General features: G+C 69.9%; 22 protein-coding genes. 7 read left to right on the top strand and 15 right to left on the bottom strand.

From position 1 onward, the window contains the following. The first annotated feature begins 1 nt into the window (after nt 1). The 4 genes from YU1_RS0112630 (at nt 2) to YU1_RS29250 (ending at nt 3,310) form a co-directional block, all read left to right on the top strand. Entirely contained in the window at nt 2-757 is a 756-nt protein-coding gene (locus YU1_RS0112630) for an ABC transporter ATP-binding protein (protein WP_029004387.1), read from the top strand. Between the two features lie 13 nt (nt 758-770). Continuing rightward, on the top strand, nt 771-1,664 hold the full coding sequence (locus tag YU1_RS0112625) for a polysaccharide deacetylase family protein (protein WP_029004386.1): 894 nt from the start codon (nt 771-773) through the stop codon (nt 1,662-1,664). 3 nt (nt 1,665-1,667) lie between these two features. Then, a complete protein-coding gene (locus YU1_RS0112620; protein ID WP_029004385.1) occupies nt 1,668-2,423 on the top strand; it encodes a short-chain dehydrogenase/reductase in 756 nt (251 codons plus the stop codon). Nucleotides 2,424-2,506: 83 nt separating this feature from the next. After that, nucleotides 2,507-3,310: an EAL domain-containing protein gene (locus tag YU1_RS29250; RefSeq protein WP_245263311.1), complete on the top strand. Its 804-nt coding sequence runs from the start codon at nt 2,507-2,509 to the stop codon at nt 3,308-3,310. An 18-nt stretch (nt 3,311-3,328) separates the two neighbouring features. Here YU1_RS29250 and YU1_RS0112610 read toward each other — a convergent pair whose 3' ends face one another. The 4 genes from YU1_RS0112610 to argC all read right to left on the bottom strand — a co-directional run bounded on the left by YU1_RS0112610 (nt 3,329) and on the right by argC (nt 8,347). Next, entirely contained in the window at nt 3,329-4,180 is an 852-nt protein-coding gene (locus YU1_RS0112610) for an HTD2 family dehydratase (RefSeq protein WP_029004384.1), read from the bottom strand. Nucleotides 4,181-4,191: 11 nt separating this feature from the next. After that, the gene (locus YU1_RS0112605; RefSeq protein ID WP_029004383.1) at nt 4,192-5,370 is read right to left on the bottom strand and encodes an acyl-CoA dehydrogenase family protein; all 1,179 of its coding nucleotides are present in this window, start codon (nt 5,368-5,370) and stop codon (nt 4,192-4,194) included. A gap of 144 nt (nt 5,371-5,514) precedes the next feature. Further along, nucleotides 5,515-6,906: a GntP family permease gene (locus YU1_RS0112600; protein ID WP_029004382.1), complete on the bottom strand. Its 1,392-nt coding sequence runs from the start codon at nt 6,904-6,906 to the stop codon at nt 5,515-5,517. 388 nt (nt 6,907-7,294) lie between these two features. Beyond that, complete coding sequence (gene argC, locus YU1_RS0112595; RefSeq protein ID WP_029004381.1) at nt 7,295-8,347, bottom strand: N-acetyl-gamma-glutamyl-phosphate reductase; 1,053 nt, start codon at nt 8,345-8,347, stop codon at nt 7,295-7,297. 232 nt (nt 8,348-8,579) lie between these two features. Here argC and parE point away from each other — a divergent pair, with 232 nt between their 5' ends. Then, on the top strand, nt 8,580-10,610 hold the full coding sequence (gene parE, locus YU1_RS0112590; protein WP_029004380.1) for a DNA topoisomerase IV subunit B: 2,031 nt from the start codon (nt 8,580-8,582) through the stop codon (nt 10,608-10,610). A gap of 28 nt (nt 10,611-10,638) precedes the next feature. On the opposite strand, the gene YU1_RS29245 is transcribed toward parE, so the two are convergent. Continuing rightward, nucleotides 10,639-11,847 carry an MFS transporter gene (locus YU1_RS29245; protein WP_084539835.1) on the bottom strand — a complete coding sequence of 403 codons (1,209 nt, stop codon included), beginning with the start codon at nt 11,845-11,847 and terminating at the stop codon, nt 10,639-10,641. A 278-nt stretch (nt 11,848-12,125) separates the two neighbouring features. Here YU1_RS29245 and YU1_RS0112580 point away from each other — a divergent pair, with 278 nt between their 5' ends. Then, on the top strand, nt 12,126-13,715 hold the full coding sequence (locus YU1_RS0112580; RefSeq protein WP_029004379.1) for a DEAD/DEAH box helicase: 1,590 nt from the start codon (nt 12,126-12,128) through the stop codon (nt 13,713-13,715). A 127-nt stretch (nt 13,716-13,842) separates the two neighbouring features. Here the strand turns inward: YU1_RS0112580 and YU1_RS31975 are convergent, their stop codons facing one another. The 10 genes from YU1_RS31975 to YU1_RS29230 form a co-directional block, all read right to left on the bottom strand. Beyond that, complete coding sequence (locus YU1_RS31975; RefSeq protein WP_051356813.1) at nt 13,843-14,343, bottom strand: TfoX/Sxy family protein; 501 nt, start codon at nt 14,341-14,343, stop codon at nt 13,843-13,845. 30 nt (nt 14,344-14,373) lie between these two features. Beyond that, nucleotides 14,374-15,150, bottom strand: a complete 777-nt coding sequence (locus YU1_RS0112570) for an ATP12 family chaperone protein (RefSeq protein ID WP_029004378.1) — start codon at nt 15,148-15,150, stop codon at nt 14,374-14,376. Nucleotides 15,151-15,166: 16 nt separating this feature from the next. Continuing rightward, nucleotides 15,167-15,886, bottom strand: a complete 720-nt coding sequence (locus tag YU1_RS0112565) for an HAD-IA family hydrolase (RefSeq protein WP_051356812.1) — start codon at nt 15,884-15,886, stop codon at nt 15,167-15,169. Further along, on the bottom strand, nt 15,883-16,560 hold the full coding sequence (locus YU1_RS33995) for a zinc ribbon domain-containing protein (RefSeq protein ID WP_029004376.1): 678 nt from the start codon (nt 16,558-16,560) through the stop codon (nt 15,883-15,885). The genes YU1_RS0112565 and YU1_RS33995 overlap by 4 nt, the downstream gene beginning before the upstream one ends. A gap of 205 nt (nt 16,561-16,765) precedes the next feature. After that, the gene (locus tag YU1_RS0112555) at nt 16,766-18,580 is read right to left on the bottom strand and encodes a TRAP transporter large permease (RefSeq protein WP_035715266.1); all 1,815 of its coding nucleotides are present in this window, start codon (nt 18,578-18,580) and stop codon (nt 16,766-16,768) included. Nucleotides 18,581-18,716: 136 nt separating this feature from the next. After that, entirely contained in the window at nt 18,717-19,337 is a 621-nt protein-coding gene (locus YU1_RS0112550; RefSeq protein WP_029004374.1) for a TRAP transporter small permease subunit, read from the bottom strand. A gap of 302 nt (nt 19,338-19,639) precedes the next feature. Further along, on the bottom strand, nt 19,640-20,725 hold the full coding sequence (locus YU1_RS0112545) for an RluA family pseudouridine synthase (RefSeq protein WP_029004373.1): 1,086 nt from the start codon (nt 20,723-20,725) through the stop codon (nt 19,640-19,642). Nucleotides 20,726-20,833: 108 nt separating this feature from the next. After that, on the bottom strand, nt 20,834-21,232 hold the full coding sequence (crcB, locus tag YU1_RS0112540) for a fluoride efflux transporter CrcB (protein ID WP_035715225.1): 399 nt from the start codon (nt 21,230-21,232) through the stop codon (nt 20,834-20,836). An 82-nt stretch (nt 21,233-21,314) separates the two neighbouring features. Next, nucleotides 21,315-22,622, bottom strand: a complete 1,308-nt coding sequence (locus tag YU1_RS0112535; protein WP_029004371.1) for a replication-associated recombination protein A — start codon at nt 22,620-22,622, stop codon at nt 21,315-21,317. A gap of 73 nt (nt 22,623-22,695) precedes the next feature. Continuing rightward, entirely contained in the window at nt 22,696-23,442 is a 747-nt protein-coding gene (locus tag YU1_RS29230) for a PDZ domain-containing protein (RefSeq protein ID WP_084539848.1), read from the bottom strand. A gap of 78 nt (nt 23,443-23,520) precedes the next feature. On the opposite strand from YU1_RS29230, the gene YU1_RS29225 reads away from it, so the two are divergent. Then, nucleotides 23,521-23,734 (top strand): transposase (locus tag YU1_RS29225; protein ID WP_035713436.1); only part of this gene is annotated, 214 nt, incomplete at its 3' end.

Here is a 23,734-nt window from a genome sequence, read left to right as displayed (position 1 = left end):
CATGGGCACCGTTTCCATGACCGGCGTATCCAAGGTGTTCGGCGGCCCGCAGGGCGTGCGCGCCCTGGACGATGTGGACGTCCACCTCGCCGAGGGCGAGTTCATGGCCCTGCTCGGCCCGTCGGGCTGCGGCAAGTCCACTTTGCTCAATATGCTCGCCGGCTTCGAGGCGCAAAGCGCCGGCGCCATCAGCTTCGACGGCCGCAGCGTGGTGAAGCCGGGGCCGGATCGCGGCGTGGTGTTCCAGGAGGCGGCGCTGCTGCCCTGGCTCACGGTGTGGCAGAACGTGGTGTTCGGCCCGCAGGTGCAGGGGGTCTCCCGCTCCGACTACGAGCCGCGCGCCAGGGAGATCCTGCGCGTGGTCGGGCTCGATGGTTTCCACGATGCTTTGCCGGCGCAATTGTCCGGCGGCATGCGCCAGCGCGTGGGCATCGCCCGCGCCCTCGTCATGCAGCCGCGCGCGCTTTTGATGGACGAGCCGTTCGGCGCGCTGGACGCGCAGACCCGCCTCTCCATGCAGCAACTGCTGCTCGAGGTGTGGCAGCGCTTCAAGACCACCGTGCTGTTCGTGACCCACGACATCGACGAGGCGATCCTGCTGGCCGACCGGGTGTGCATCATGACCGCCCGGCCCGGCCGCATCGTCCGCGACATCCCCATCACGCTGCCGCGCCCGCGCTCCATCGACGACCTGCTCACCCCGGAGTTCGTGCACTTCAAGGCCGAGATCATGGCCGAGATGCGCGGCGCGCACTGACGAGGCACACGCCATGGCCAACCCGCGTATCCCGTACCGCTTCTCCACCACGCGACCGCCGCTGCCACCGCTGGATGGCAAGCGCATCCTCGTCCATCTGGTGGTGAACGTGGAGCATTGGCAGTTCGACCGCGCCATGCCGCGCACCATCATCACACCGCCGCACGGCCAGGGCTCGGTGCCGGACGTGCCGAACTTCTCCTGGGCGGACTACGGCATGCGCGCCGGCCTGCCGCGCATGCTCGACCTGCTCAACAGCCGGGGCCTGCCCGCCTCCACCAGCTTCAATGCCGGCGTCATCGACGCCTATCCGCAAGCGGCCGAGGCCATGCTCAAGGCGGGCTGGGAATTCATCGGCCACGGCCTGCATCAGAAGGCGATCCAGAATACCGACGGCGACGCGGAAGTCGAGATGATCGCCGCCGCCTTGGACAAGATCGCCGGCTTCACCGGCGCCCGGCCGCGCGGCTGGCTGTCGCCCGGCCTGCGGGAGAGCGAGCGCACGCCGGACCTCCTGAAGGCGCAGGGCGTGGACTATGTGTGCGACTGGGTGGTGGACGACGTGCCCAGCTGGATGACCACCACCCATGGCCCGCTGGTGGCCATGCCCTACAATCTGGAGATCAACGACAGCATCGTCTACGCCATCGAGCGCCACGCCACCGGCGAGATGGAGACGCGCCTGAGGCACACGCTGGCGCTGTTCGAGCAGGAGTGCGCGGCCCGGCCGCGTGTGCTGGCCATCGGCCTGCACCCTCACCTCATCGGCGTGCCGCACCGCTTCCATGAACTGGTCGGCATGGTGGATGCCCTCGCCGCCAGTCCCCATGTGGGCTTCGCCACCGGCAGCCAGCTGTGCGACTGGTTCACCACCGCAACGCCTGCCGCAACGCCTTTGGAGGCCTGAGCCATGGACCTGGACCTGACCGGGCGCCGCGTCCTCATCACCGGCGGCTCGAAGGGCATCGGCGCCGCCTGCGCCCGCATGTTCCTCAGCGAGGGGTGCACCGTCATCCTCGCCGCCCGCGACGCCGCCAAATTGGCCGCCACCGCCGCCGAGCTGAGCCCGCTCGGGCCGGTGGAGACCTCGGTGGAAACCTGGGCCGGCGACCTGTCGCAGGGCGCCGAGCGCGAGCGGCTGCATCATGAGGCGGGCGGCTACGACATCCTGGTCAACAATGCCGGCGCCATCCCGCGCGGCGGCCTGCTGGAGCTCACCATGGCGCAGTGGGAGGCCGCCTGGGCGCTGAAGGTAATGGGTTTCATCCACATGACCCAGCTTGCCCTGGGCGCCATGAAGGACAGGGGCTCCGGCGTCATCGTCAACATCATCGGCGCCGCCGGCCGCAACCCGCGTTACGGCTATGTGTGCGGCGCCACCGGCAATGCCGCGCTCATGGCCTTCACCGAGGCGGTGGGCGGCAAGGCGCCGGACTTTGGCGCGCGGGTGTTCGGCATCAATCCCGGCGGCACCCGCACCGAGCGCATGGTCACGCTGGCCGCGCAAGAGGGAAAGACCATCGTTGAGGCCGGTGCCAACGCCCCCTTCGGCCGGCTCGCCGAGCCGCTGGAGATCGCCCGCACGGCCGTCTTCCTGGCGTCACCGGCCTGCGGCTATGTCAGCGGCACGGTGCTGGACCTGGACGGCGGCGCCGGCACCCGCTGACCCGCCTGCCGCTTTCCATGCTGCGCCGCGGAACGAATGCCGATGCGGCGGGTTGACCCATGTTGTTCCCGCGCGGAACGCAGATGGATTGGCAGCGCATGGTGAGAGTTGGGACGCGGCGGAAGGCCGAGGAGACGCAGGGCGCGGCACCCGCGCGGACGGGACCGCACCGCAAGCGTGAGGAACCGGGCACCGCCTTCAGCATGGCCTTCCAGCCCATCGTCGCGCCGCAGACCGGCGAGATCTGGGGCTACGAGGCGCTGGTGCGGGGCGAGGCCGGCGAGAGCGCCGCCTCCGTCCTCGCGCAGGTGGAGGACGAGGCGCTCTATCGGTTCGACCAGGCCTGCCGCGAGCGGGCGATCGAGATGGCCGGCACGCTGTTTCCCCATCCGCGCGTGAGGCTGTCCATCAACATCATGCCCAATGCGGTCCAGGAGCCGGGCGCCTTCATTCCGGCGACGCTGGCGGCCGCCCGCCGCGCCGGCCTGCGGCCCGAACAGCTCACGCTGGAATTCACCGAGACAGAGCGGTTCGTGAACACCGGCCTCACCAACAGCATCCTGTCCCACTACCGCGACCTCGGCATGATGACGGCGCTGGATGATTTCGGATCGGGATATTCCGGCCTGCTGCGCCTCGCCGCGCTGCATCCCGACCTGCTGAAGATCGACATGGCGCTCATTCGCGACATCGACGCCGACCAGCGGCGGCAGGCCATCGTCGGGGCCATCCTCGGCCTGGCGCGTGCCCTCGGCATCGCGGTCATCGCCGAGGGCGTGCAGACCGCCGCCGAATACCGGACGCTCAGCGAGATGGGCGTACAGCTGTTCCAGGGCTTCTATTTCGCCTGCCCGAAGATCGGCGCGCTGCCGCCGGTCAGGCTCTGAGGCCCCGCCGGGCCGGCGTCAGGCCGCCTCGGCCTTCATGCAGGGCTGGCCGTCGCTGTCCGCGGTCCAGAGCGCGAGGCCGTCGGCGGTCTCCACCGCATTGAGCGTCATGGGCGGCCCGTCGAAGATGGGGCGGACGCTGCGGAAGGCGAAGCTCTTCGGCTTGCGGCCGAACAGGCGGCCGGCGAATTCCGCCAGCAGCGTCGCTTGCAACGGCCCGTGCACCACGAGGCCGGGATAGCCCTCCTCCTCCACGCAATAGCTGCGGTCGTAATGGATGCGGTGGCCGTTGAAGGTGATGGCGGAATAGCGGAACAGCAGCACCGGCGAGGTGTCCACGCTCTCCTGCCATTGCGCCGCCGGCGCCGCCTGCCCCATGCCCGATCCGCCGGCCGGCGCGTCGGCGCCGCGATAGACGATGTCCTGCCGCTCGCGCACCGCCAGCCCGCGCGGCGAGACGATCTCATGCGCGACGGTGACGAAGCACAAGGTGCCGGTGCGCCCGTCCTTCACCACCACGTCGGCGATGCGGGACCGGCGGGCCACCACGTCGCCGACCTTGAGGTCGTCGTGCCATTCCAGCTGCCCGCCCGCCCACATGCGGCGGGGCAGCGGCACCGGGGGCAGGAAGCCGCCGCGCGCGGGATGGCCGTCCGGGCCCAGCCCGTCCATGGGCACGGCGGGCGGGGCGAGGCACCAGTGGGCGGTCAGCATCGCCGCCTCGCCCGGCGCCGGGTCTCCCGCCGGCTGGTTCAGCGTGACCCGCATCTCGCGCAGGCCGCGGGCGGTGACGAGGTCGCTCACCTCCTCGGTGCGGCCGATCCAGGAGCGCAGGAGGTCGATGTCGAGGGCGGGTACGGCGGCTGACATGGCGGGCGCCTTCAGTAGGAGCGCGGCAAGCCGAGCACGTGCTCGGCGATGTAGCTGAGGATGAGGTTGGTGGAGATGGGCGCCACCTGGTAGAGCCGGGTCTCGCGGAACTTGCGCTCCACGTCATATTCCTCGGCGAAGCCGAAGCCGCCATGGGTCTGCACGCAGGCTTCCGCCGCCGCCCAGGAGGCGTCCGCCGCCAGCATCTTGGCCATGTTGGCCTCCTCCCCGCAATCCTTGCCGGCCTCGAACAGGGTGGCGGCGCGGTGCACCATCAGTTCGGCCGCGCGCATCTGCGCATAGGCCTTGGCGATGGGGAACTGCACGCCCTGGTTCTGGCCGATGGGGCGGCCGAACACGACGCGCTCCTTGGCATAGGCGGTGGCCTTCTCGATGAACCATTTGGCATCGCCCACGCATTCGGAGGCGATGAGGATGCGCTCGGCATTCATGCCCGAGAGGATGTAGCGGAAGCCCTTGCCCTCCTCGCCGATCAGGTTCTCGGCGGGCACCTTCATGTTGTCGAAGAACACTTCGGTGGTGGAATGGTTCATCATCGCCCGGATCGGGCGGATGGTGAGGCCGTTGCCCTTGGCCTCGCGCATGTCCACCAGGAAGACCGAGAGCCCGTCGGTGCGCTTCTTCACCTGGTCCTTCGGCGTGGTGCGGGCGAGCAGCAGCATCAGGTCGGAATATTCGGCGCGCGAGGTCCACACCTTCTGGCCGTTGACCACGTAATGGTCGCCCTTTTTCTCGGCGAAGGTCTTCAGCGAGGTGGTGTCGGTGCCCGAGGTCGGCTCGGTGACGCCGAACGCCTGGAGCCGCAGTTCGCCCGAGGCGATCTTGGGCAGATAGGCGTTCTTCTGCTGTTCGCTGCCGTGCCGCAGCAGCGCGCCCATGATGTACATCTGGGCGTGGCAGGCGCCGCCGTTGCAGCCGGCGCGCTGCACCTCCTCCAGGATGGCGGCGGCGGCGGAGAGCGGCAGGCCCGCCCCGCCGTAGCTCTCCGGGATCAGGGCGGCGAGGAAGCCGGACTGGGTGAGCGCGTCCACGAAGGCTGAAGGATAGGCGCTCTCGCGATCGAGCTTGCGCCAGTATTCGCCGGGAAACTGGGCGCACAGCTTTTGCACCGCCTCGCGGATGTCCGGATAGGACTGGTCGACGCGGGGGTGTTCGGCTTCCTGGCTCATGTCCGCTCCATCACGGGGTTCGCGAGCCCCCTCCTAACAAGCCGGAGGCCTATAGGGGAAAGTGCTATTTGCGATCGCCGCCAGAGCCTTCGCCTATATCCGCGCGCCGTCCAGGGGAAAACCGCCGGACGGCGCGCGGGCCGCTCAGTAGAGGCCGGTCAGGTAGAAGAAGCCGATGACGAAGAACACCGCCAGCGTCTTGATCAGGGTGATGGCGAAGATGTCGCCATAGGACTGCTTATGGGTGAGGCCGCACACCGCCAGCAAGGTGATGACGGCGCCGTTGTGCGGCAGCGTGTCCATGCCGCCGGAGGCCATGGCGGCGACGCGGTGCATCACCTCCATGGGGATGCCGGCGGCATTGGCCTGGGCGATGAACTGCTCCGACATGGCGGCGAGCGCGATGGACAGGCCGCCGGAAGCCGAGCCGGTGATGCCGGCCAGCGTCGTCACCGAGATCGCCTCGTTGATCAGCGGGTTGGGGATGGCGGCCAGCGCCGTCTTGATGACCAGGAAGCCCGGCAGCGCGGCGATGACGGCGCCGAAGCCGTATTCGGTCGCGGTATTGAGCGAGGCCAGCAAGGCCCCGGCGACGGAGGATTTCGAGCCCTCCGCGAACTGCGCCGCCACCGTGCGGAAGGCGAACAGGAAGACGGTGAGGATGCCGAGCAGCAGCGCCCCCATCACCGCCCAGATCGCCGCCACCGAACTGGTGGGCAGGGTGAGCGCCGGCTGGCCCTCGATCAGCGTGGCGGTGGCGGTCGCCCCGAACCAGCCGGGGATCATGCGGGCCAGCAGCAGGTTGCCGACGCCCACCACCACCAGCGGCAGGATGGCGATGAGCGGATTGACCATCGCCTTGGCGTCGTCGAGCTTCGGCTCGTTGGTGTGGCCGGTGCCGTAGCCTTCGCCCGAGGCCAGCGCCCGGCGGCGGCGGAACTCCAGATAGCCCACGCCCACCACCAGCATGAAGGCGGTGCCCACCAGCCCCAGGATCGGCGCGGCATAGGCCGTGGTCTTGAAGAAGGTGGTGGGGATGATGTTCTGGATCTGCGGCGTGCCCGGCAGCGTATCCATGGTGAAGGAGAAGGCGCCGAGCGCGATCACCGCCGGCAGCAGGCGCTTGGGAATGCCGATCTGGCGGAACATCTCGGCGCCGAACGGATAGACCGCGAACACCACCACGAACAGCGAGACGCCGCCATAGGTCAGCACCGCGCCCACCAGCACGATGGCCAGCACCGCCTGGCTGGGGCCGAGGATCTTGATGATGGCCGAGACGATGGAGCGGGAGAAGCCCGACAGCTCGATGACCTTGCCGAACACGGCACCGAGCAGGAAGACCGGGAAATAGAGCTTAATGAAGCCGACCATCTTGTCCATGAAGAGGCCGGAGAAGACGACGGGCACCGCCGTCGGGTCGGTGAGCGCCACGGCCGCCATGGCGGCGACGGGGGCGAACAGGATCACGCTGAAGCCGCGATACGCGACGAACATCAGAAAGGCGAGCGCGCCCAGGCAGATGAGAAAGCTCATCCCGGTCCTCCTTGGAGCCACGCGCAGCAATGGGCACTCCGGCCCTGGCGGCTGGCGTGGCGGTCCTCCCAGCGAACCGGCCGACCGCTGGGGCCGCCTGTCCGCCGCATGTGAGCCCGCTCCTGAGGAAACGGACCCGGCGAAGCGGCTCTTGGGCTGCGCCCGCGCCGTCTTGGTGTTGCGGTTCGTGCTTCGTGGGCCGGACAGCCCGTCCACGGACCGCGCGGGGGTGACCGCGCGGCACATCTCACCCGCGGGCGGCCGAAGCCGCCCACGGTTTCACAATAAGGTAAGCTTAGCTGCCAGAACAACCGTCCCGAGAACACGGGCCGGAGGCAAAGGTTCCGCACGCGACCGGCTGAGGCGCGGGTCGCCCCGCGCCACCGGATCAGGGCATGAGGGCGATCTGGTCGATGCCCAGCGCCTCGGGGAAGCCGAGCACCAGGTTCATGTTCTGGATCGCCTGGCCGGAGGCGCCCTTGACCAGGTTGTCGGTGGTGCAGATCACGATGGCGCGGTCCGCCTGACGGTCCGCGACCACCCCGATATGGGCCCAGTTGGAGCCGCGCACATGCCGCGACTGCGGCACCTGGCCGAAGGGGAGCACGTGAACGAAATGCTCGCCCTTGTAGAAATCGGCGAGGATGCGGTGCAGGTCCTCGGCGCTGGCCCCGGTGGTGCGCACATAGATGGTGGCATAGATGCCCCGGTTCATGGGCGCGAGGTGCGGCACGAACATGGGCTGCACGGTGCGGCCGGCGGCCTTGGAATATTCCTGGTCCAGTTCGCCCATGTGGCGGTGGCCGGAGACCGCATAGGCATGGATGCCCTCGGAGACTTCCGAGAACAGCATGGCCTCCTTGGCCGAGCGGCCGGCGCCGGACATGCCGGTCTTGCTGTCCACCACGATGCTGTCCGCATCGATGGCGCCGGCTTCCAGCAGCGGCACGATGGGCAGGATGGCGGTGGTGGTGTGGCAGCCGGGGTTGGCCACCAGCCGGGCCTTCCTGATGTCGTCGCGATAGAGCTCAACGAGGCCGAACACCGCCTCCTTCTGGAGGTCCAGCGCGCCATGGACGTGGCCGTACCACTTCTCGTAGGCGCCCGGGTCCTTGAGCCGGAAGTCGGCGGACAGGTCCACCACCTTCACGTTCGGCGCCTTCTCGAACACGCCCTTGATCACCGTCTGGGTGGTGGCGTGCGGCAGCGCGCAGAACACCAGGTCCACGCCCGTGAAGTCCACGTCGTCGATGGTCACCAGCGTCGGCAGCTTGAACGGCGCGAACTGCGGGAAGACGTCGGCCATGGACTGGCCCGCCTTCCGGTCGGCGGTGAGCGCCACAAGCTCCACGCGCGGGTGTCGCAGCAGCAGGCGCACCAGCTCAGAGCCCGTATAGCCCGAGGCGCCCAGTACCGCGATCCGTGCTTTCGCTTCCGACATGACACTCTCCTGCCCGCATCCGCGGGACCGACGTGAGATGGCCTCACCACCGACCAGCACCGCATGGCGCCTGCGCCATAAAGAGGCTGGCCTTGTGAGGGCGAAGGTCTGTACACCCTTCCCATGTCCGGTAAAAGACGGGAAACGCGCAAATGCGTTTCTGGTCTGTTCCCCCTTCCCCGCCGCGCTGGCATCATGGCCAGGGCGATTCGCGTGAGACTAGATCCGCTTCATGGCCAATTCCGACGACGACCTCTTCTCCAATCCTCCCCCCGCGCCGCGCGCATCGCGCAGCAAGGCGACCGTCGTCCCGGCCATGGCCGAGGACTACACCGCCGCGCATATCGAGGTGTTGGAGGGTCTGGAGCCGGTGCGCCGCCGGCCCGGCATGTATATCGGCGGCACCGACGCCAAGGCGCTGCACCATTTGTTCGCCGAAGTGGTGGACAATTCCATGGACGAGGCGGTGGCCGGGCACGCCACCTTCATCGAAGTGCAGCTCTCCAGCGACGGCTCGCTGACCGTCACCGACAACGGCCGCGGCATCCCGGTGGAGGAGCACCCCAAGTTCCCCGGCAAGTCGGCGCTGGAAGTCATCATGACCACGCTGCATTCGGGCGGGAAGTTCGACAGCAAGGTCTATGAGACCTCCGGCGGCCTGCACGGCGTCGGCGTCTCGGTGGTGAACGCCTTGTCCGACGCCTTCGAGGTGGAGGTGGCGCGCAACCAGACGCTCTATCGCCAGACGTTCTCGCGCGGCGCACCGCAGGGCAAGCTGAAGGAAGTCGGCCGCATCACCAACCGGCGCGGCACCCGCATCCGCTTCCATCCCGACCCGGAGATCTTCGGGCCGAGCGCGAAATTCGAGCCCGGCCGCGTGTTCCGCATGGCGCGGGCCAAGGCCTATCTGTTCGGCGGCGTGGAAATCCGCTGGTCCTGCGATCCCGAACTGCTCGCCGGCACCACCGGCGTGCCCGAGAAGATGACCTTCCGCTTCCCCGGCGGCCTGCGCGATTATCTGGCCGCCGACATCGAGGGCCAGCCCCTGGTGCATGGCGACATCTTCTCCGGCCGGGTGCAGAAGCCGGGCGGCCACGGCTCCGCCGAATGGGCGGTGGCCTGGGTGGCGGACGCCGACGGCGGCATCTCGTCTTACTGCAACACCATCCCCACCCCGGACGGCGGCACCCATGAGAACGGCCTGCGCGCCGTGCTGCTCAAGGGCCTGCGCGAGCATGGCGAGCGCACCGGCCAGGGCAAGCGCGCCGCGCTTTTGACCGGCGAGGACGTCACCGCCGGCTGCGCCGCCATGCTCTCGGTGTTCGTGCGCGAGCCGGAATTCCAGGGCCAGACCAAGGAGCGCCTCGCCACGGCGGAGGCCGCGCGCATCGTCGAGCAGGTGATCCGCGATCCGTTCGACCACTGGCTCGCCGCCAATCCGGTGCAGGCGACGCGATTGTTCGACCATGTGGTGGAGCGCGCCGAGGAGCGCCTGCGCCGCCGGCAGGAGAAGGAAATCTCCCGCAAGACCGCCGTGCGCAAGCTGCGCCTGCCCGGCAAGCTGGCGGACTGCTCCAACACCGAGGCCGCCGGCTCGGAACTGTTTATCGTCGAGGGCGATTCGGCCGGCGGCTCAGCCAAGCAGGCGCGCGACCGCCGCAACCAGGCGGTGCTGCCGCTGCGCGGCAAGATCCTCAACGTGGCCAGCGCCGGCCGCGACAAGCTCGCCGCCAACCAGCAACTGGCCGATCTGATGCAGGCGCTCGGCTGCGGCACGCTCTCCCACTACCGGGACGCGGACCTGCGGTACGAGAAGGTCATCATCATGACCGACGCCGACGTGGACGGCGCCCATATCGCCTCGCTGCTGGTGACCTTCTTCTACCGCCAGACGCCGAAGCTGATCGAGGAGGGCCACCTCTTCCTCGCCGTGCCGCCGCTCTACCGCATCTCTCAGGGGCCGAAGACGCTCTATGCCCGCGACGACGCCCACAAGGACCAGTTGCTGAAGAAGGAGTTCAGCGGCCGCGGCAAGGTGGAGATCGGCCGCTTCAAGGGCCTGGGCGAGATGATGCCGGCCCAGCTCAAGGAGACCACCATGAGCCCCAAGACCCGCACCCTGTTGCGGGTGGGCATCGAGGAGGCGGCGCGGGCGCTGACCGAGGATCTGGTGGAGCGCCTGATGGGCAACAAGCCGGAGGCGCGCTTCGCCTTCATCTCCGAGCACGCCGCCTTCGCCGGCGAGGAACTGCTCGACATCTGACCGGATGGGAGCGCCGCAGCGCCCCCCGTCAGACGTGCTCCAGCGGCTGGCCGGCGCGGGCGGCGGCTTCCTCCGCCTCCCGCCGCACCTTGGCCGCCAGCGGGGCGAGGCGGGACGCCGGCCACGCCAAGGCGAACATGGCGAGGCCGGCGGCGATGAACAGGCCCGACACCGAGCCGAGCCCCGCCACCACCATCCCGCCGACCACCGCGCCGAACGCCTGCCCGGCGAAGAAGGCGGTGGCATAAAGCGAAACGCCGGAGCCGCGCGCGGTCGGCGCCAGCTCGGTGGACATGATCTGCAGCGTGTTGTGGATGGTGTAGAAGCCGAAGCCCATGACCGCGAACAGGCCGACGACCACCGCCAGCGACGGCGCGAAGGCCACCCCGATCAGGCAGCAGCCGACGATGCAGGCGCCGGTGGCGCCCATGCCGGAAAGGCCGAGGTGCTTCACCAGCACCTGCACCGCCGCCGTATAGGCCACCCCGCCGATGGCGAAGGCGCCCATGGTGAAGCCCGCCTCCACCGCATTGCCGAAGCCGTGGGCGACGAACAGCGGCGCCACGAAGGGGAAGACGCCGAAAATGATGCCGCCCTCGATGGCGGACACGGCGAAATGGCGGATCGAGACCGGATTGCGGAACACCGCCGCATAGCCCTCCAGCGTGGCCTGGACGGAGAGCTTCTGGCGCGTGCCCAGTTCCTTCAGGAAGACCATCGCCCCCGCAGCGGCCAGCGCCGAGACGGCCGCCGCCACCAGGAACACCACCCGCCAGCCGAAATAGGTGGAGATGGCGCCGGAGATGATGGCCCCGCCCAATTGGCCCAGCACCACCGCCAGCAGCAGCCGGCCGAGCGCCACGGTGCGCTGCTCGAACGGCACGCGGTCGCCCACCAAAGCGAAGGACACCGGGATGATGCCCCCCGCCCAGCCGCCGGCGAAGATGCGCGCGGCGAGCAGGAATTCGTGGTTCGGCGCGAAGGCGCAGGCCAGATGGCCGAGCGTGAGGCAGCTCAGGGTGATGCGGATGAGGCGCACGCGGCCGAAGGCGTCGCCCACCGGGCCGAACACCAATTGCATTGCGGCATAAGGAAGCGTGAAGGCGGTGGCCAGCAAGGCGGCGGCGCGCACCGAAATGCCAAGGTCAGCGGCCACCAGATTGAGCATCGGATCGACCGCGCGGGCCGTAAACGCGCTGGCGAAATCGGCCAGGCCAAGAATAATCAGAAAAGACATCGGCACTACACTGGGCACGCGAGGGCGCCCGGTGCGCCGTCCACGCCTTGTCTCGGCTGGCTGCGGCGCGGGGTCAAGCCACGCCGGTGCATGGCATGCGCTGCTCCTCACGAGCCAGCGCATGCCAGAAACATTGACACAGCGCACAATGCTTCTATTTTCTCTGTGTCGTCCGAACTGTATTCGACTCCAAGCGCGCCGACCGACGACCACTCGTTTGGGCCCGTACACGGCATGGGACCTTCGATCAGCGGGGCGCTGCCGCATTAAGCGACCCAATGCTATTTTCCGAACTCGGCCTGAGCGAAAAAGTCCTCTCGGCCGTCACGGCCACGGGCTATACCCAACCCACGCCCATCCAGGAGCAAGCGATCCCGCACGTTCTCGCCCGGCGAGACGTTCTCGGACTTGCCCAGACCGGCACTGGCAAAACCGCGGCCTTCACCCTTCCGATGCTCACCCTGCTGGAGCAGGGCCGGGCGCGGGCGCGCATGCCGCGCACCCTGATCCTCGAGCCGACGCGCGAACTCGCCGCGCAGGTCGAGGAGAATTTCACCCGCTACGGCAAGAACCATAAGCTGAACGTGGCGCTGCTCATCGGCGGCGTGTCCTTCGGCGACCAGGATTCGAAGCTGCTGCGCGGCGTGGACGTGCTGATCGCCACCCCCGGACGCCTGCTCGACCATGTGGAGCGCGGACGGCTGCTGCTGTCCGGCATCGAGGTGCTCGTCATCGACGAGGCCGACCGCATGCTGGACATGGGCTTCATCCCGGACATCGAGCGCATCTGCAAGCTGGTGCCCTTCACCCGCCAGACGCTGTTCTTCTCGGCCACCATGCCGCCGGAGATCCAGCGCCTCGTCTCGCAATTCCTGTCCAACCCGGTGCGGGTGGAAGTGTCCAAGCCGGCGACGGCCGCCACCTCCATCACCCAGCTCCGCGTGGCCTCCGGCCGCGAGGACTTCGAGAAGCGCGACACCCTGCGCGAATTGATCCGCGGCGCCGACGCATTGCAGAACGGCATCATATTCTGCAACCGCAAGCGCGACGTGGCCGTGGTCCACCGCTCGCTGCAGAAGCACGGCTTCAATGTCGTGTGCCTGCATGGCGACATGGACCAGCACGCCCGCACACAGGCGCTGGACCAGTTCCGCACCGGCGAGGCCACCTTGCTGGTGGCGTCCGACGTGGCCGCGCGCGGCCTCGACATTCCGGCGGTCAGCCACGTCTTCAATTACGACGTGCCGCACCATGCGGAGGACTATGTCCACCGCATCGGCCGCACCGGCCGCGCCGGGCGCACCGGCACCGCCATCATGCTGGTGACCCACGACGACGCCAAGTCGGTCGCGGCCATCGAGAAGCTGATCGGCAGTTCCATCCCCTGGCAGGGCGAGCCTCTGGGCGAGGCCCCGCCGCGCGAGAAGCGCAGCCGGGGCGGCGAACGGGGCGAGCGCGGCGGCCGGGGCGAGGAGCGCTCGGAGCGCACCAAGCGCTCGGGCCGTGGCCGCACCGACCGCGAAGCCTCCGGCGAGCGCGAGCCGCGCGCCGAGCGGGAACCCCGTCCCGAGCGGGAACCCCGTGCGGAACGGGAACCGCGCGCCGAACGCGCCCCCCGTGCCGAGCGCGAGCCGCGTGCGGAGCGCGAACCCAGGGCTGAGCGGGAGCCGCGCGCCGCGCGTCCCGAGGGCGAGGCCCGCGCCGAGCGCCAGCGGACGCCGCGTGCCGCCCGCCCCGAGGCGGAGCCGGCCCAGGCCAGCCGCGAGGCGCCCCGTGGCCGCCGCGAGCGTCCGGCGGCGAGCGAGCCGGCCGACATGTCCCATCTGCCCGCCTTCCTGCTGCGCCCGGTGCGCATCAAGGCGAGCTGAGCCTTTCACCCGCCCGAGGGGACGACCCCAGACGGGCGGGTGACATCCTCGCAAAACGCGCCTTCGGGCGCGTTTTTTTATGTTTCAGGATGCCCGCCGGCCGTGCGCGATCGCAGCGCCCGCTCGCTCAGCCGCGCGCCTTGCCCTGCCGCCCCGCGCCGCCGGAGGTCTTGGCGGGGGGCGTTTTCCGCGCCTTGCCCGGGCCGGGGCGCGCCGGCGATCCTCCGCCCAGGCCCAGCAGGTCGAGATCCGGCGGCGGCCCGTGCGGGGCGGCGCCTTCCGCAGGGGCCTTCGCCGTCTTGCCGCGCGGCGCGCGGGCGACCGCGCGGGACACGTCCAGGGCGCGGCGGAACAGGGCGTCGCGCAGTTCGTCGTCATCCAGCGCCGCGTCGGGCAGCGTCCAATAGGGCAGCCGCACCTGGCGTCCCCTGGCCTCGTAGCCGAGCGGCCGCGAGCCCTGCCCCGCCAGATCCTCGGAAAAGGCCGCGTCCGCCTTCACGAACAGCGTGCCGCGCGTCTCCAGCGCGAACATCAGCCCGTCGCGGAAGATGCCGTGCCCGCCGAACATCCGGCGCACCTGCACCGGGCCCAGGGCGACGAACATCTCGGCAAGCTCGTCCTTGTCCATGGCGCTCCCCGGCTCCGCGTCGTGACCACCCTAAGCCCGCGCCAGCTCCAGCAGCCGCGCGGCGGCGCGCATGTCGCGCTCGCGGGCGGCGCGGCGGGCGGTGGCCTCCGCATCCTCGCCCCAGCGCTCGATGGTCCAGTCCTCGTCCACATGCGCCGCGCGCCAGGCCGCGTCCGCATCGAGCCGCCCGGCGGCCAGCGCCACGGCGAGGAAGGCCGAGCCGGTGAGCGCGGTCAGCGTGCTCAGCGCGGCGAGCGCGAGCGCGTCCGCGCGCGGCAGCAGGGCGGCGACGCGGGCCACCATGTCGGCCGGCTGCTCCACATGGCGGATGCCTTCGGCCAGGAAGAAGCGGGCGCCGTGCGCCGTGTTCAGCCAGTCCAGCACCGGGTCCCACTGTTCCGCCTGCCGGGCGACCAATGCCTCCGGCCCCTCGGCGCGATAGAGCAGCAGGTCGCTGCCCATGTAGCGCACGATCTCGTCCGCCACCGCGTCGCGATTCTGCGCCACGCCGTCGAGGGCGACATTCACCAGCCGGGTGAGCGGCATGCGCACGGGATCGATCTCGGCGCCCTGCGCCGCCCATTCCTGCACCAGCGCGTCGGCCAGCGCCTGCGTCGGCACGGCGAGGCGCGCGCGCGCCGGGGTCCGCACCGGGCGCCCGTCCAGCAGGATCTCGAAGCCGCCCTCCCCCGGCCGGGTCGAGACCTCCTTGTAGAAGCGCTTCGGCAGCGCCCGCCGGCCCTCGGCGCGGATGGAGGCGGCCGGATCGATGGGGTCGCGGTCGAGATCGTTGAGAATATCGCGCATGTCCGCTCCTGCCCGTTCAGACCGTCACGGGCGCGCCGCCGGGGACCAGCGCGGCGATGGCGGCCGGGATGTCGCGGAAATCGTCCACGATCCGGTCGGCCCCCGCCGTCACCAGGCTGCCCACGGGATGATAGCCCCAGCTCACGCCTATGGCATGGGCGCCGGCGGCCTTGGCCATCTCGATGTCATAGGTGGTGTCGCCGATCACCACGGTGCGGGCGCCGGAAATGCCCATCTCCTCCATGGCCTGGAGCACCATGGCCGGATGCGGCTTGGAGGGCGCGTCGTCCGCCGTCTGCACGGTGGCGAACCAGCCGTCCATGGCGTTGGCCGCCAGCACCCGCACCACGCCGCGCTTCGCCTTGCCGGTGACCATGCCCAGCAGCATGTCGTCGCGCCGGCGCAGGCCGTCCAGCGTGTCGCGGGAGAACGGGAACATGGGCTCCGGCGGCTCGCGGTCGCGCAGCACCATGAAGGCGCTGCGATAGGCTTCCACCATCTCCTCCACCGGGAAGGCCGGGTCGCCCGCGCCGAGAACCGTGAAGGCCTCGCGCAGCGACAGGCCGACGATGGACAGCACCCGGGCGCGATCCGGCACCACGAGGCCCCGGCCGGCATAGGCGTCCACCATGGCGGCGACGATCATGTGCTGGCTGTCCACCAGCGTGCCGTCGCAGTCGAACAGGGCCAGCACCGGGTCCGGGGCGGCGGCGGGAGAAGTGGGGGCGAGGCTCATTTCTGGGTCAGCTTGTCCGTGTCCACGTCATAGGTCCAGGTGGCGCCGGTGGAGTCGGCGAAGGTCACCTTCTGGAAGCCGCGCGCCTTGCACTGGCGCGGAAACGGCCCGCCCGCGATCAGTTCCACCGCCGTGCGGGCGGGGAAGTTGAACTTGAGGTTCATCACGGTGGCGTCGTCGCCGCCCGCGGTGACGGCGATGTCGAGGCCGTTCTCCTTGAAATTGTCCTGCGTGGTCTTGGCGAACTCGCGCCGCGAGGCGGGATCGCTGGGCACCGCCGGCAGCGCCGGGCGCCCGCCGGGCGGCAGCGCCTGCAACGGGGCCTGCGGCGGCGGGGGCGCGGGCGGCGCGGCGGCCTGAGCGGGGGCCGGCGGCACCGGGGTCGGAGCCGGCGGCGGCTCCGGCGCGGCGGGCGCAGGTTCGGGCGCGGCGGGAATGGCGGCCGGAATTGCCGCTTCCTGGCGGGCGACCACCTTGTCGCCGGGCTTGGGGCTCAGCAGCAGCCAGACGCCGGCGCCGGCGGCGAGCGCCACCAGCACGCCCAGCACACCCACCAGCACCGGCAGTAGGCGGCGGCGCGGGCGGGCCAGTTCCAGGCCGCATTCGGGGCAATGGGCATCTTCGGGATGGACATGCGCGCCGCAGCCGGGACAGGTCTCGGGCTGTGGGGACATGGGCACCTCCGGCGTTTCTCACGGGTCCGCGACGCTGCGCGCGCGTGGCCCGGCGGCCCGCGCGACGTGCGCCTGAGCGCGCCTGTCTAGCAGACAGGTGCGGCCGGTGCGACTGCCCAAAACGCAAAGCCGCCCGGCGCGGGCCGGGCGGCGGTAGCGGCGCAGGGCATGGCGCCCTGCCCTGGTCCCGGTGCGGACGCCGGGCCTATTTCGGCGCGCCGAAGTCCAGCGACGGCGGCGGCGGGGCGTCGAGACTCGGGGAGAGGTTGTCGAACTGCTTCTCCACCGCCCCCTGGTCGAGCTGCACGGCGCTGCTCTTGTAGTGCGTCACCATGCCGGGAAACAGCAGCACCAGCGCCACCATGATCAGCTGGATGCCGACGAACGGCACCGCGCCCCAATAGATCTGGCCCGTGGTCACCGGCTCCATGCGCTTGCCGGTGAGGCGGTCGAGATAGGGCACCTTGGGCGCCACCGAGCGCAGGAAGAACAGGGCGAAGCCGAACGGCGGGTGCATGAAGGAGGTCTGCATGTTCACCGCCAGCATGACGCCGAACCAGATCAGGTCGATGCCCATCTTGTCCGCCGCCGGCCCGAGCAGCGGGATGATGATGAAGGCCAGCTCGAAATAGTCGAGGAAGAAGGCCAGGAAGAAGACGAGGATGTTCACCACGATGAGGAAGCCGGCCTGGCCGCCGGGCAGCGAGACCAGAAGCTCCTCCACCCAGCGGTGGCCGTCCACGCCGTAGAAGGTCAGCGAGAACACCCGCGAGCCGAGCAGGATGAACAGCACGAAGGCGGACAGCTTGGCGGTGGAATAGGTCGCCTGCCGCACCAGGTCGAACTTCAGCCGGCCGCGCCCCGCGGCCAGCAGCAGCGCGCCCACCGAGCCCATGGCGCCGCCTTCCGTCGGCGTCGCGACGCCGATGAAGATGGTGCCCAGCACCAGGAAGATCAGCGCCAGCGGCGGCACCATGACGAAGATCACCTGCTCCGCCAGCTTCGACAGCAGGCCGAGGCGCAGCACGCGGTTGATCACCGCCACCACGAAGGCCAGCGCCACCGTCATCGACATGGCCAGCACCACATAGTCCGAGCCGATCCGCATGCCGGAGCGCTCCATCACGACGATGGACAGGCCGATGGCGATGGACAGCGCGATGTAGAGCGAGCCGGTGAGCAGGCGGGCGGTGCCGCTCATGACGAAATAGAGCAGCACGAAGGAGACGATGCCCCACACCGCCATGTTGGCGGCGCCGGGGATGAGGCTCGCGGTCAGGCCTGGCAGCGAGCCGGTGGCGATCAGGGCGGCGAAGCCGGCGGCGGTGACGGCGCCGAGCGGGCGGGTCGGGCCGCGCTTCTGCTGCGGATCGCGCAGCGTCTGCGCCTCCAGCGGCAGGCCGGGAGCGGCGCTGGGAAAGAAGGTGGAGACGAGGAAGATGTAGACCGCATAGAGGCCCGCCAGCAGCAGGCCGGGCACGAAGGCGCCCTCGTACATGTCGCCCACCGAGCGGTTGAGCTGGTCGGCCATGACGATGAGCACGAGCGAGGGCGGGATGATCTGCGCCAGCGTGCCCGAGGCGGCGATGACGCCGGAGGCCACGCGCCGGTCATAGCCGTAGCGCAGCATGATGGGCAGCGAGATCAGGCCCATGGAAATGACCGAGGCCGCGACCACGCCGGTGGTGGCGGCGAGCAGCGCGCCGACGAAGATCACCGCATAGGCAAGGCCGCCGCGGATCGAGCCGAACACCTGGCCGATGGTGTCGAGCAGGTCCTCCGCCATGCCGGAGCGTTCGAGGATCAGGCCCATGAAGGTGAAGAAGGGCACCGCGAGGAGCACTTCGTTGTTCATGGTGCCGTAGACGCGCTCGGGCAGCGCCTGGAGGAAGTCCGGCCGGAACAGGCCGAGCTCGATGCCGATGACGCCGAACACCAGGCCGTTGGCGGCCAGCGCGAAGGCCACCGGATAGCCGAGCAGCAGGAACAGCACCAGGGCGCCGAACATGATCGGCGCCATGTTGTGGGTGACGAAGGCGCGGATGCCGCCGTCCGCCGCGAAGGCCAGTTCCGTGCCGGCGAAGGTCAAGGCGACGGCCAGGGCGCACAGAAGGCCCGTCTTGAAGACGCGGTTCTTGGTCATTGGGCGCTTCCCGTCAGGACTTGGGGGCTTCGGGCATCAGCAACTTGGCGGCTTCCGCCTCGGCCAGCAGGCGCGCGGCCTCGGCCTCCGCCGACGCCAGATGGCCGCCGGTCCCCTCGTGCGGGTCCTCCATCCTGCCGGTGAAGATGGCGACGCGCTTGATCAGCTCGGACACCGCCTGGATCAGCAGCAGGGCGAAGCCGATCGGCACCAGCAGCTTGGCCGGCCATTGCGGCAGGCCGCCCGCGTTCAGCGACTGCTCGTTGATGCGGTAGGAGTTCAGCGCGAACGGGATCGAGGTGTAGAGCAGCACGATGGCGAACGGCATCAGGAAGAAGATGGTGCCGAAGATGTCGATGCCGTCGCGGACCTTCTTGCGCAGGCGCGAATTGATGATGTCGATGCGGATGTGCTCATTGTCCATGAGCGTCCAGGGCGAGCACATCAGGAACACCGCAGCGAACAGCACCCATTGCAGTTCGAGCCAGGAGTTCGAGCTGACATCGAACAGCTTGCGCACGATGGCGTTGAGCGCGGAGACCAGGACCGCCGCCAGGATCAGCCACGCCACGGTCTTGCCGATGCGCGCGTTGACGGCGTCGATTGCCCGGCTGAGCGCGAGCAGAAAGGTCATCGGCAATTCCCCCCGGCGATGCGGATTCCCGCTTCTGGTCTGGGCCGCAAATCATCAGTGACGCGCGACGGCCGATCATGCCGCGCCCGTCGAGCCGCGCACCATAGGCAAACACCCGCTTTCCGCAAGTCTCGCCAAAGGTCTAATAAAAGGAGAGCGGGCGGCAATTCTTGCTGCGATGCAGCATCACCCGGCAGATCCTCGGTTATCCGGCTTGGTCCAGGCTTGAACGGCCCGCGTGCCGCCGCGGCGCAGGTATTCTGCGCCGATGAGGCGGCCGGGGGCGCCCCCGGCGCCCGCCGTCAGGATTCGGGGGAATCGAGAATCGGGTCGTACTGGCTGGCGTCGAAACCGAACACCGCCCAGGACTGGGCCATGTGCGGCGGCAGCGGCGCGGAGACGTCGATGAAGCCGGTACCGCTCGGATGCGGGATGACGAGGCGCCGGGCGAGCAGGTGCAGCTTGTTCTGCAATCCGCCCGGAAACTCCCAGTTCTCGATGTTGAAATACTTCGGATCACCGACGATGGGGTGGCCGATATGGGCGAGATGGGCGCGGATCTGGTGGGTGCGCCCCGTCACCGGCTTCAGCGACAGCCAGCTCATCTTCTGCGCCGCCTGCTCCACCACGGCGTAATAGGTGATGGCGTGGCTGGCATCGTCCTCGCCGTGGCGGGCGACGCGCATGCGCTCCTCGCTCTCCTCGCGGGCGAGATAGGTGGAGATGCGGCCCTGGCGCGGCTTGGGCACGCCGGGCACCAGCGCCCAATAGATCTTGCGCGCCTCGCGGGAGCGGAAGTTCTTGGCCAGCACCGAGGCGGCCAGCCGGCTCTTGGCGATGAGCAGGCAGCCGGCGGTGTCCTTGTCGATGCGGTGCACGAGGCGCGGCTTCTGCCCGCCCTTGGGGGTCAGCGCGTCCAGCATGCCGTCGATATGGCGGAAGGTGCCCGAGCCGCCCTGCACGGCGATGCCGGCGGGCTTGTTCAGCACTAGGACGTCCTTGTCCTCGAACAGGGTGATGGAGCGCAGGAATTCGGCGTCGGTCTGCTCGCGGCGGGCGGCGGCGCGCACCGCATGGGCCGGCGCGGGGGCATCGCCCTCCCCGCGCGGCGCGCCGGCGCGGCCGGGCTTCGGCTCGGCGCCGGCGGGCGCGGCGGGCGCGCTCGCGGCGGCTTCGCCGGTGTCGGGGCCGAGCGGGGGAATGCGCACGCTCTGGCCGGGCTCCAGGCGGGTGGAGGTCTTCACCCGCCCGCCGTCCACGCGCACCTGCCCGGTGCGCACCAGCTTCTGCAGGTGGCCGAAGGAGAGATCGGGGAAATGCGCCTTGAACCAGCGGTCGAGCCGCAGCCCGGCCTCGTCCGCGGTCACCTGTTTCAACTCGACCGCCATGCGCGGGACACCCTTTATCCGTTCAGCGCCTATCGGTCACAGATCGGCCGTCCCGTCCAGAGCTAAGGCGGAATGCGGGGCATGCGCGGGCGCTTTCGCGCCGCGAGCTCATCCCAAGGCGCGGATGAGGCCCATGCCGGCGAACACGCCGACGAGGCACAGCACCAGCGATCCGAGGGCATAGGTCGCCGCCTGGCCCATGTCGCCGCGCTCCACCAGCAGCGCGAATTCCAGCGAGAAGGTGGAGAAGGTGGTGAAGCCGCCGAGCACGCCGGTGGTGAGCAGCATCCGCATGTGCGGCGTCCACAGCCCCCCTTCCCCGGCGCGCAGCGCGAACAGCGCGGTGAGCACGCCCATCAGGAAGCAGCCGAGGATGTTGATGGCCATCGTCGCCCAGGGGAACGACAGGAAGCCGAACAGCCGGACGCTGGTGATGTTCACCAGATGCCGCATCAGCCCGCCGAAGCCGGCGCCGAGAAAGACCAGGATGGCCGGGGTCACGCACATCTCCCTCGCTGCGCCGCACACCCATCCTGCATAGAAGCGGGAAAACGGCGCGGCAAGGGCCGGCCGGGGCGAGGCCGCGCCCTCAGCCGGAATTGCGATCGGCCTTCACCCGCGCCCAATAGTCGAGGCGCTTCTTCACCTCGCGCTCGAAGCCGCGCTCGTTGGGCACATAGAGGTCGGGCCGGTTGTCGCCGGCCAGGGCGTCGGGGAAGAATTCCTGGCCGGCATAGGCGTCGGGATAATCGTGGTCGTAGCGGTAGCCGGCATGGTAGCCGAGCTCCTTCATGAGCTTGGTCGGCGCATTCAGGATCGACTTGGGCGGGGTGAGCGAGCCGGTGGTCTGCGCCAGCGCCAGGGCGGCGTTGAAGGCGGCATAGGCGGCGTTCGACTTCGGCGCGGTGGCCACATAGGCGATGGCCTGGGCCATGAACAGCCGCCCCTCGGGCCAGCCCACGCGCTCGAACGCGGTCCAGGCGGCCACCACCTGCGGCATGGCCTGCGGGTCCGCCATCCCCACGTCCTCGGAGGCGCAGCAGGCGAGCCGGCGGAAGATGGTGCCGGGGTCCTCGCCCCCCACCATCATCCGCGCCGCCCAGTACATGGCCGCGTTCACGTCCGAGCCGCGCAGGCTCTTATGGAAGCAGGAGAGCAGGTTGTAATGCTCCTCCTGGCCCTTGTCGTAGATCGGCGCGCGCTTCTGCACGGTCCGGGCGAGGCCGGCGACGTCCAGGTCCGGCCCCTTGGGCAGGGCCAGCAGCTCCTCCACCAGCCCGATGAGATAGCGCCCGTCGCCGTCCGCCATCTCCAGCACGGCGGCGCGGGCGTCCGCATCCAGCGGCAGGCGGCGGCCGGCATGGGCCTCGGCCCGCTCCACCAGGCGCGCCAGATCCGCCGTCTCCAGCCGGCGCAGGGTATAGACCTTGGCCCGGGAGAGCAGCGCGGCGACCATGGAGAAGCTGGGGTTCTCCGTGGTGGCGCCGATCAGGACGATGGTGCCGTCCTCCACATGGGGCAGCAGCGCATCCTGCGTGGTGCGGTTGAAGCGGTGCAGCTCGTCCACGAACACCGCCGTCTGCCGGCCGGCGCCCTGGCGCAGCTGCCTGGCCGCCTCCACCACCTTGCGCAGGTCGGCGACGCCGGACAGCACGGCGGAGAGCTGCACGAACTCCAGCCCCATGCCCTTGGCCACCAGCCGGGCGATGGTGGTCTTGCCCGAGCCGGGCGGCCCCCACAGGATGAAGGACGACAGGCGCTTGCCCTTCACCATCCGGCCGATGGGGCCGTCGGGGCCGAGCAGATGCTCCTGGCCGATGACGTCCTCCAGGCGCTGCGGGCGCAGCTCCTCCGCCAGCGGACGCGGCGCGGCGTCATCGAACAGCGACAGGCTCATCCACTCTCTCCCGGCGGCCGCCGGCCGGCGGCGCCTCGATGCCTCAAGCGGGGCAATCCCCCCGCCCCCCGACTCAGCCGCCGAGCACGGCGGTGATGGTGCGCCCGCCGCGCGCCACCGTCACCCGCCAGGCGCGGTTGGGCGTGCGGGTGGCCGCCACGAGGTCGGCGGTGCGGGTGATGCGGGCGCCGTTCACCTCCAGGATCACGTCGCCGGGGCGGAAGCCGGCGGCATCCGCCGGCGAGGTCTCGGCCACGTCGGAGACCACGACCGCGCCGTCATCCACGTCGAGCCGCAATTCGTCGGCGACGGCGGGGGAGACGTTCATCACCCGCGCGCCGGCGAAGGGCGAGCGGGAGGCGATCACCACCTCCTCGCGCGGCACCGTCTCCGGGGGCGGCTCCAGCGCGACGACAAGGTCCTGGGCCTTGCCCTGGCGGTTGAGGCCGAGCGTCGCCTTGCCGCCCAGAGGCCGGGTGCCGAAGCGGTAGTTGAGCGATTCCGGGTCGTCCACCCCCTGCCCGTCCACGTTGACGATCAGGTCGCCCACCTTGAGCCCGGCCTTGGCCGCCGGCCCGCCTGTCGCCACCGACTGCACCAGCACGCCGGTGGGCCGGGCGAGGCCGAGGCTCTCGGCGATCTCCGGCGTCACCCGCTGGAGCTTGGCGCCGAGCCACGGCCGGCGCACGGTCTTGCCGCCGGCCTTGGCCGATTCCACCACCACCTTGACCATGTTGGCCGGGATGGCGAAGCCGATGCCGTGCGAGCCGCCGGAGCGCGAATAGATGGCGCTGTTGATGCCCACCAGTTGGCCGTCCATGTCCACTAGGTAGTGTGGACTCTTGGGGTTCCCGGGCTGAATGATCTGTGATTCAAAGCTGCCTTTGATGAGGCAGCGATGGGTGTTCTTGATCGACTGGTGCTTGGGGATGAGCAGTGGGCGCGGATAGCGCCGCACATCATCGGCGACGAGCGGACGCGCGGCTCTTCGGGCCGGGACAATCGTATGTTCATCGAGGCGGTGCTGTGGATCGTGCGCACCGGCTCGCCTTGGCGCGATCTGCCGGAGCTGTTTGGAGAATGGAACACCGTCTTCCGTCGCTTCAGCCGCT

This window comes from Azorhizobium doebereinerae UFLA1-100, from assembly GCF_000473085.1.
Classification (GTDB): domain Bacteria; phylum Pseudomonadota; class Alphaproteobacteria; order Rhizobiales; family Xanthobacteraceae; genus Azorhizobium; species Azorhizobium doebereinerae.
This window is presented reverse-complemented; position numbering and strand designations above follow the sequence as displayed.

Bases quoted from the DNA above. Each gene is read 5' to 3' on its own strand.
- YU1_RS0112610 (WP_029004384.1), bottom strand. From the start codon at position 4,180: ATGTCAGCCGCCGTACCCGCCCTCGACATCGACCTCCTGCGCTCCTGG.
- YU1_RS0112630 (WP_029004387.1), top strand. From the start codon at position 2: ATGGGCACCGTTTCCATGACCGGCGTATCCAAGGTGTTCGGCGGCCCG.
- YU1_RS0112565 (WP_051356812.1), bottom strand. From the start codon at position 15,886: ATGAGCCTCGCCCCCACTTCTCCCGCCGCCGCCCCGGACCCGGTGCTG.
- YU1_RS0112555 (WP_035715266.1), bottom strand. From the start codon at position 18,580: ATGGCGCCGATCATGTTCGGCGCCCTGGTGCTGTTCCTGCTGCTCGGC.
- YU1_RS0112605 (WP_029004383.1), bottom strand. From the start codon at position 5,370: ATGAGCCAGGAAGCCGAACACCCCCGCGTCGACCAGTCCTATCCGGAC.
- crcB (WP_035715225.1), bottom strand. From the start codon at position 21,232: ATGTGCGTGACCCCGGCCATCCTGGTCTTTCTCGGCGCCGGCTTCGGC.
- YU1_RS29245 (WP_084539835.1), bottom strand. From the start codon at position 11,847: ATGTCTTTTCTGATTATTCTTGGCCTGGCCGATTTCGCCAGCGCGTTT.
- argC (WP_029004381.1), bottom strand. From the start codon at position 8,347: ATGTCGGAAGCGAAAGCACGGATCGCGGTACTGGGCGCCTCGGGCTAT.
- YU1_RS29250 (WP_245263311.1), top strand. From the start codon at position 2,507: ATGGATTGGCAGCGCATGGTGAGAGTTGGGACGCGGCGGAAGGCCGAG.
- YU1_RS0112545 (WP_029004373.1), bottom strand. From the start codon at position 20,725: ATGGCGGTCGAGTTGAAACAGGTGACCGCGGACGAGGCCGGGCTGCGG.
- YU1_RS0112600 (WP_029004382.1), bottom strand. From the start codon at position 6,906: ATGAGCTTTCTCATCTGCCTGGGCGCGCTCGCCTTTCTGATGTTCGTC.
- YU1_RS0112580 (WP_029004379.1), top strand. From the start codon at position 12,126: ATGCTATTTTCCGAACTCGGCCTGAGCGAAAAAGTCCTCTCGGCCGTC.
- YU1_RS0112550 (WP_029004374.1), bottom strand. From the start codon at position 19,337: ATGACCTTTCTGCTCGCGCTCAGCCGGGCAATCGACGCCGTCAACGCG.
- YU1_RS0112620 (WP_029004385.1), top strand. From the start codon at position 1,668: ATGGACCTGGACCTGACCGGGCGCCGCGTCCTCATCACCGGCGGCTCG.
- YU1_RS33995 (WP_029004376.1), bottom strand. From the start codon at position 16,560: ATGTCCCCACAGCCCGAGACCTGTCCCGGCTGCGGCGCGCATGTCCAT.
- YU1_RS0112625 (WP_029004386.1), top strand. From the start codon at position 771: ATGGCCAACCCGCGTATCCCGTACCGCTTCTCCACCACGCGACCGCCG.
- YU1_RS29230 (WP_084539848.1), bottom strand. From the start codon at position 23,442: ATGGACGGCCAACTGGTGGGCATCAACAGCGCCATCTATTCGCGCTCC.
- YU1_RS31975 (WP_051356813.1), bottom strand. From the start codon at position 14,343: ATGGACAAGGACGAGCTTGCCGAGATGTTCGTCGCCCTGGGCCCGGTG.
- YU1_RS0112535 (WP_029004371.1), bottom strand. From the start codon at position 22,622: ATGAGCCTGTCGCTGTTCGATGACGCCGCGCCGCGTCCGCTGGCGGAG.
- YU1_RS0112570 (WP_029004378.1), bottom strand. From the start codon at position 15,150: ATGCGCGATATTCTCAACGATCTCGACCGCGACCCCATCGATCCGGCC.
- parE (WP_029004380.1), top strand. From the start codon at position 8,580: ATGGCCAATTCCGACGACGACCTCTTCTCCAATCCTCCCCCCGCGCCG.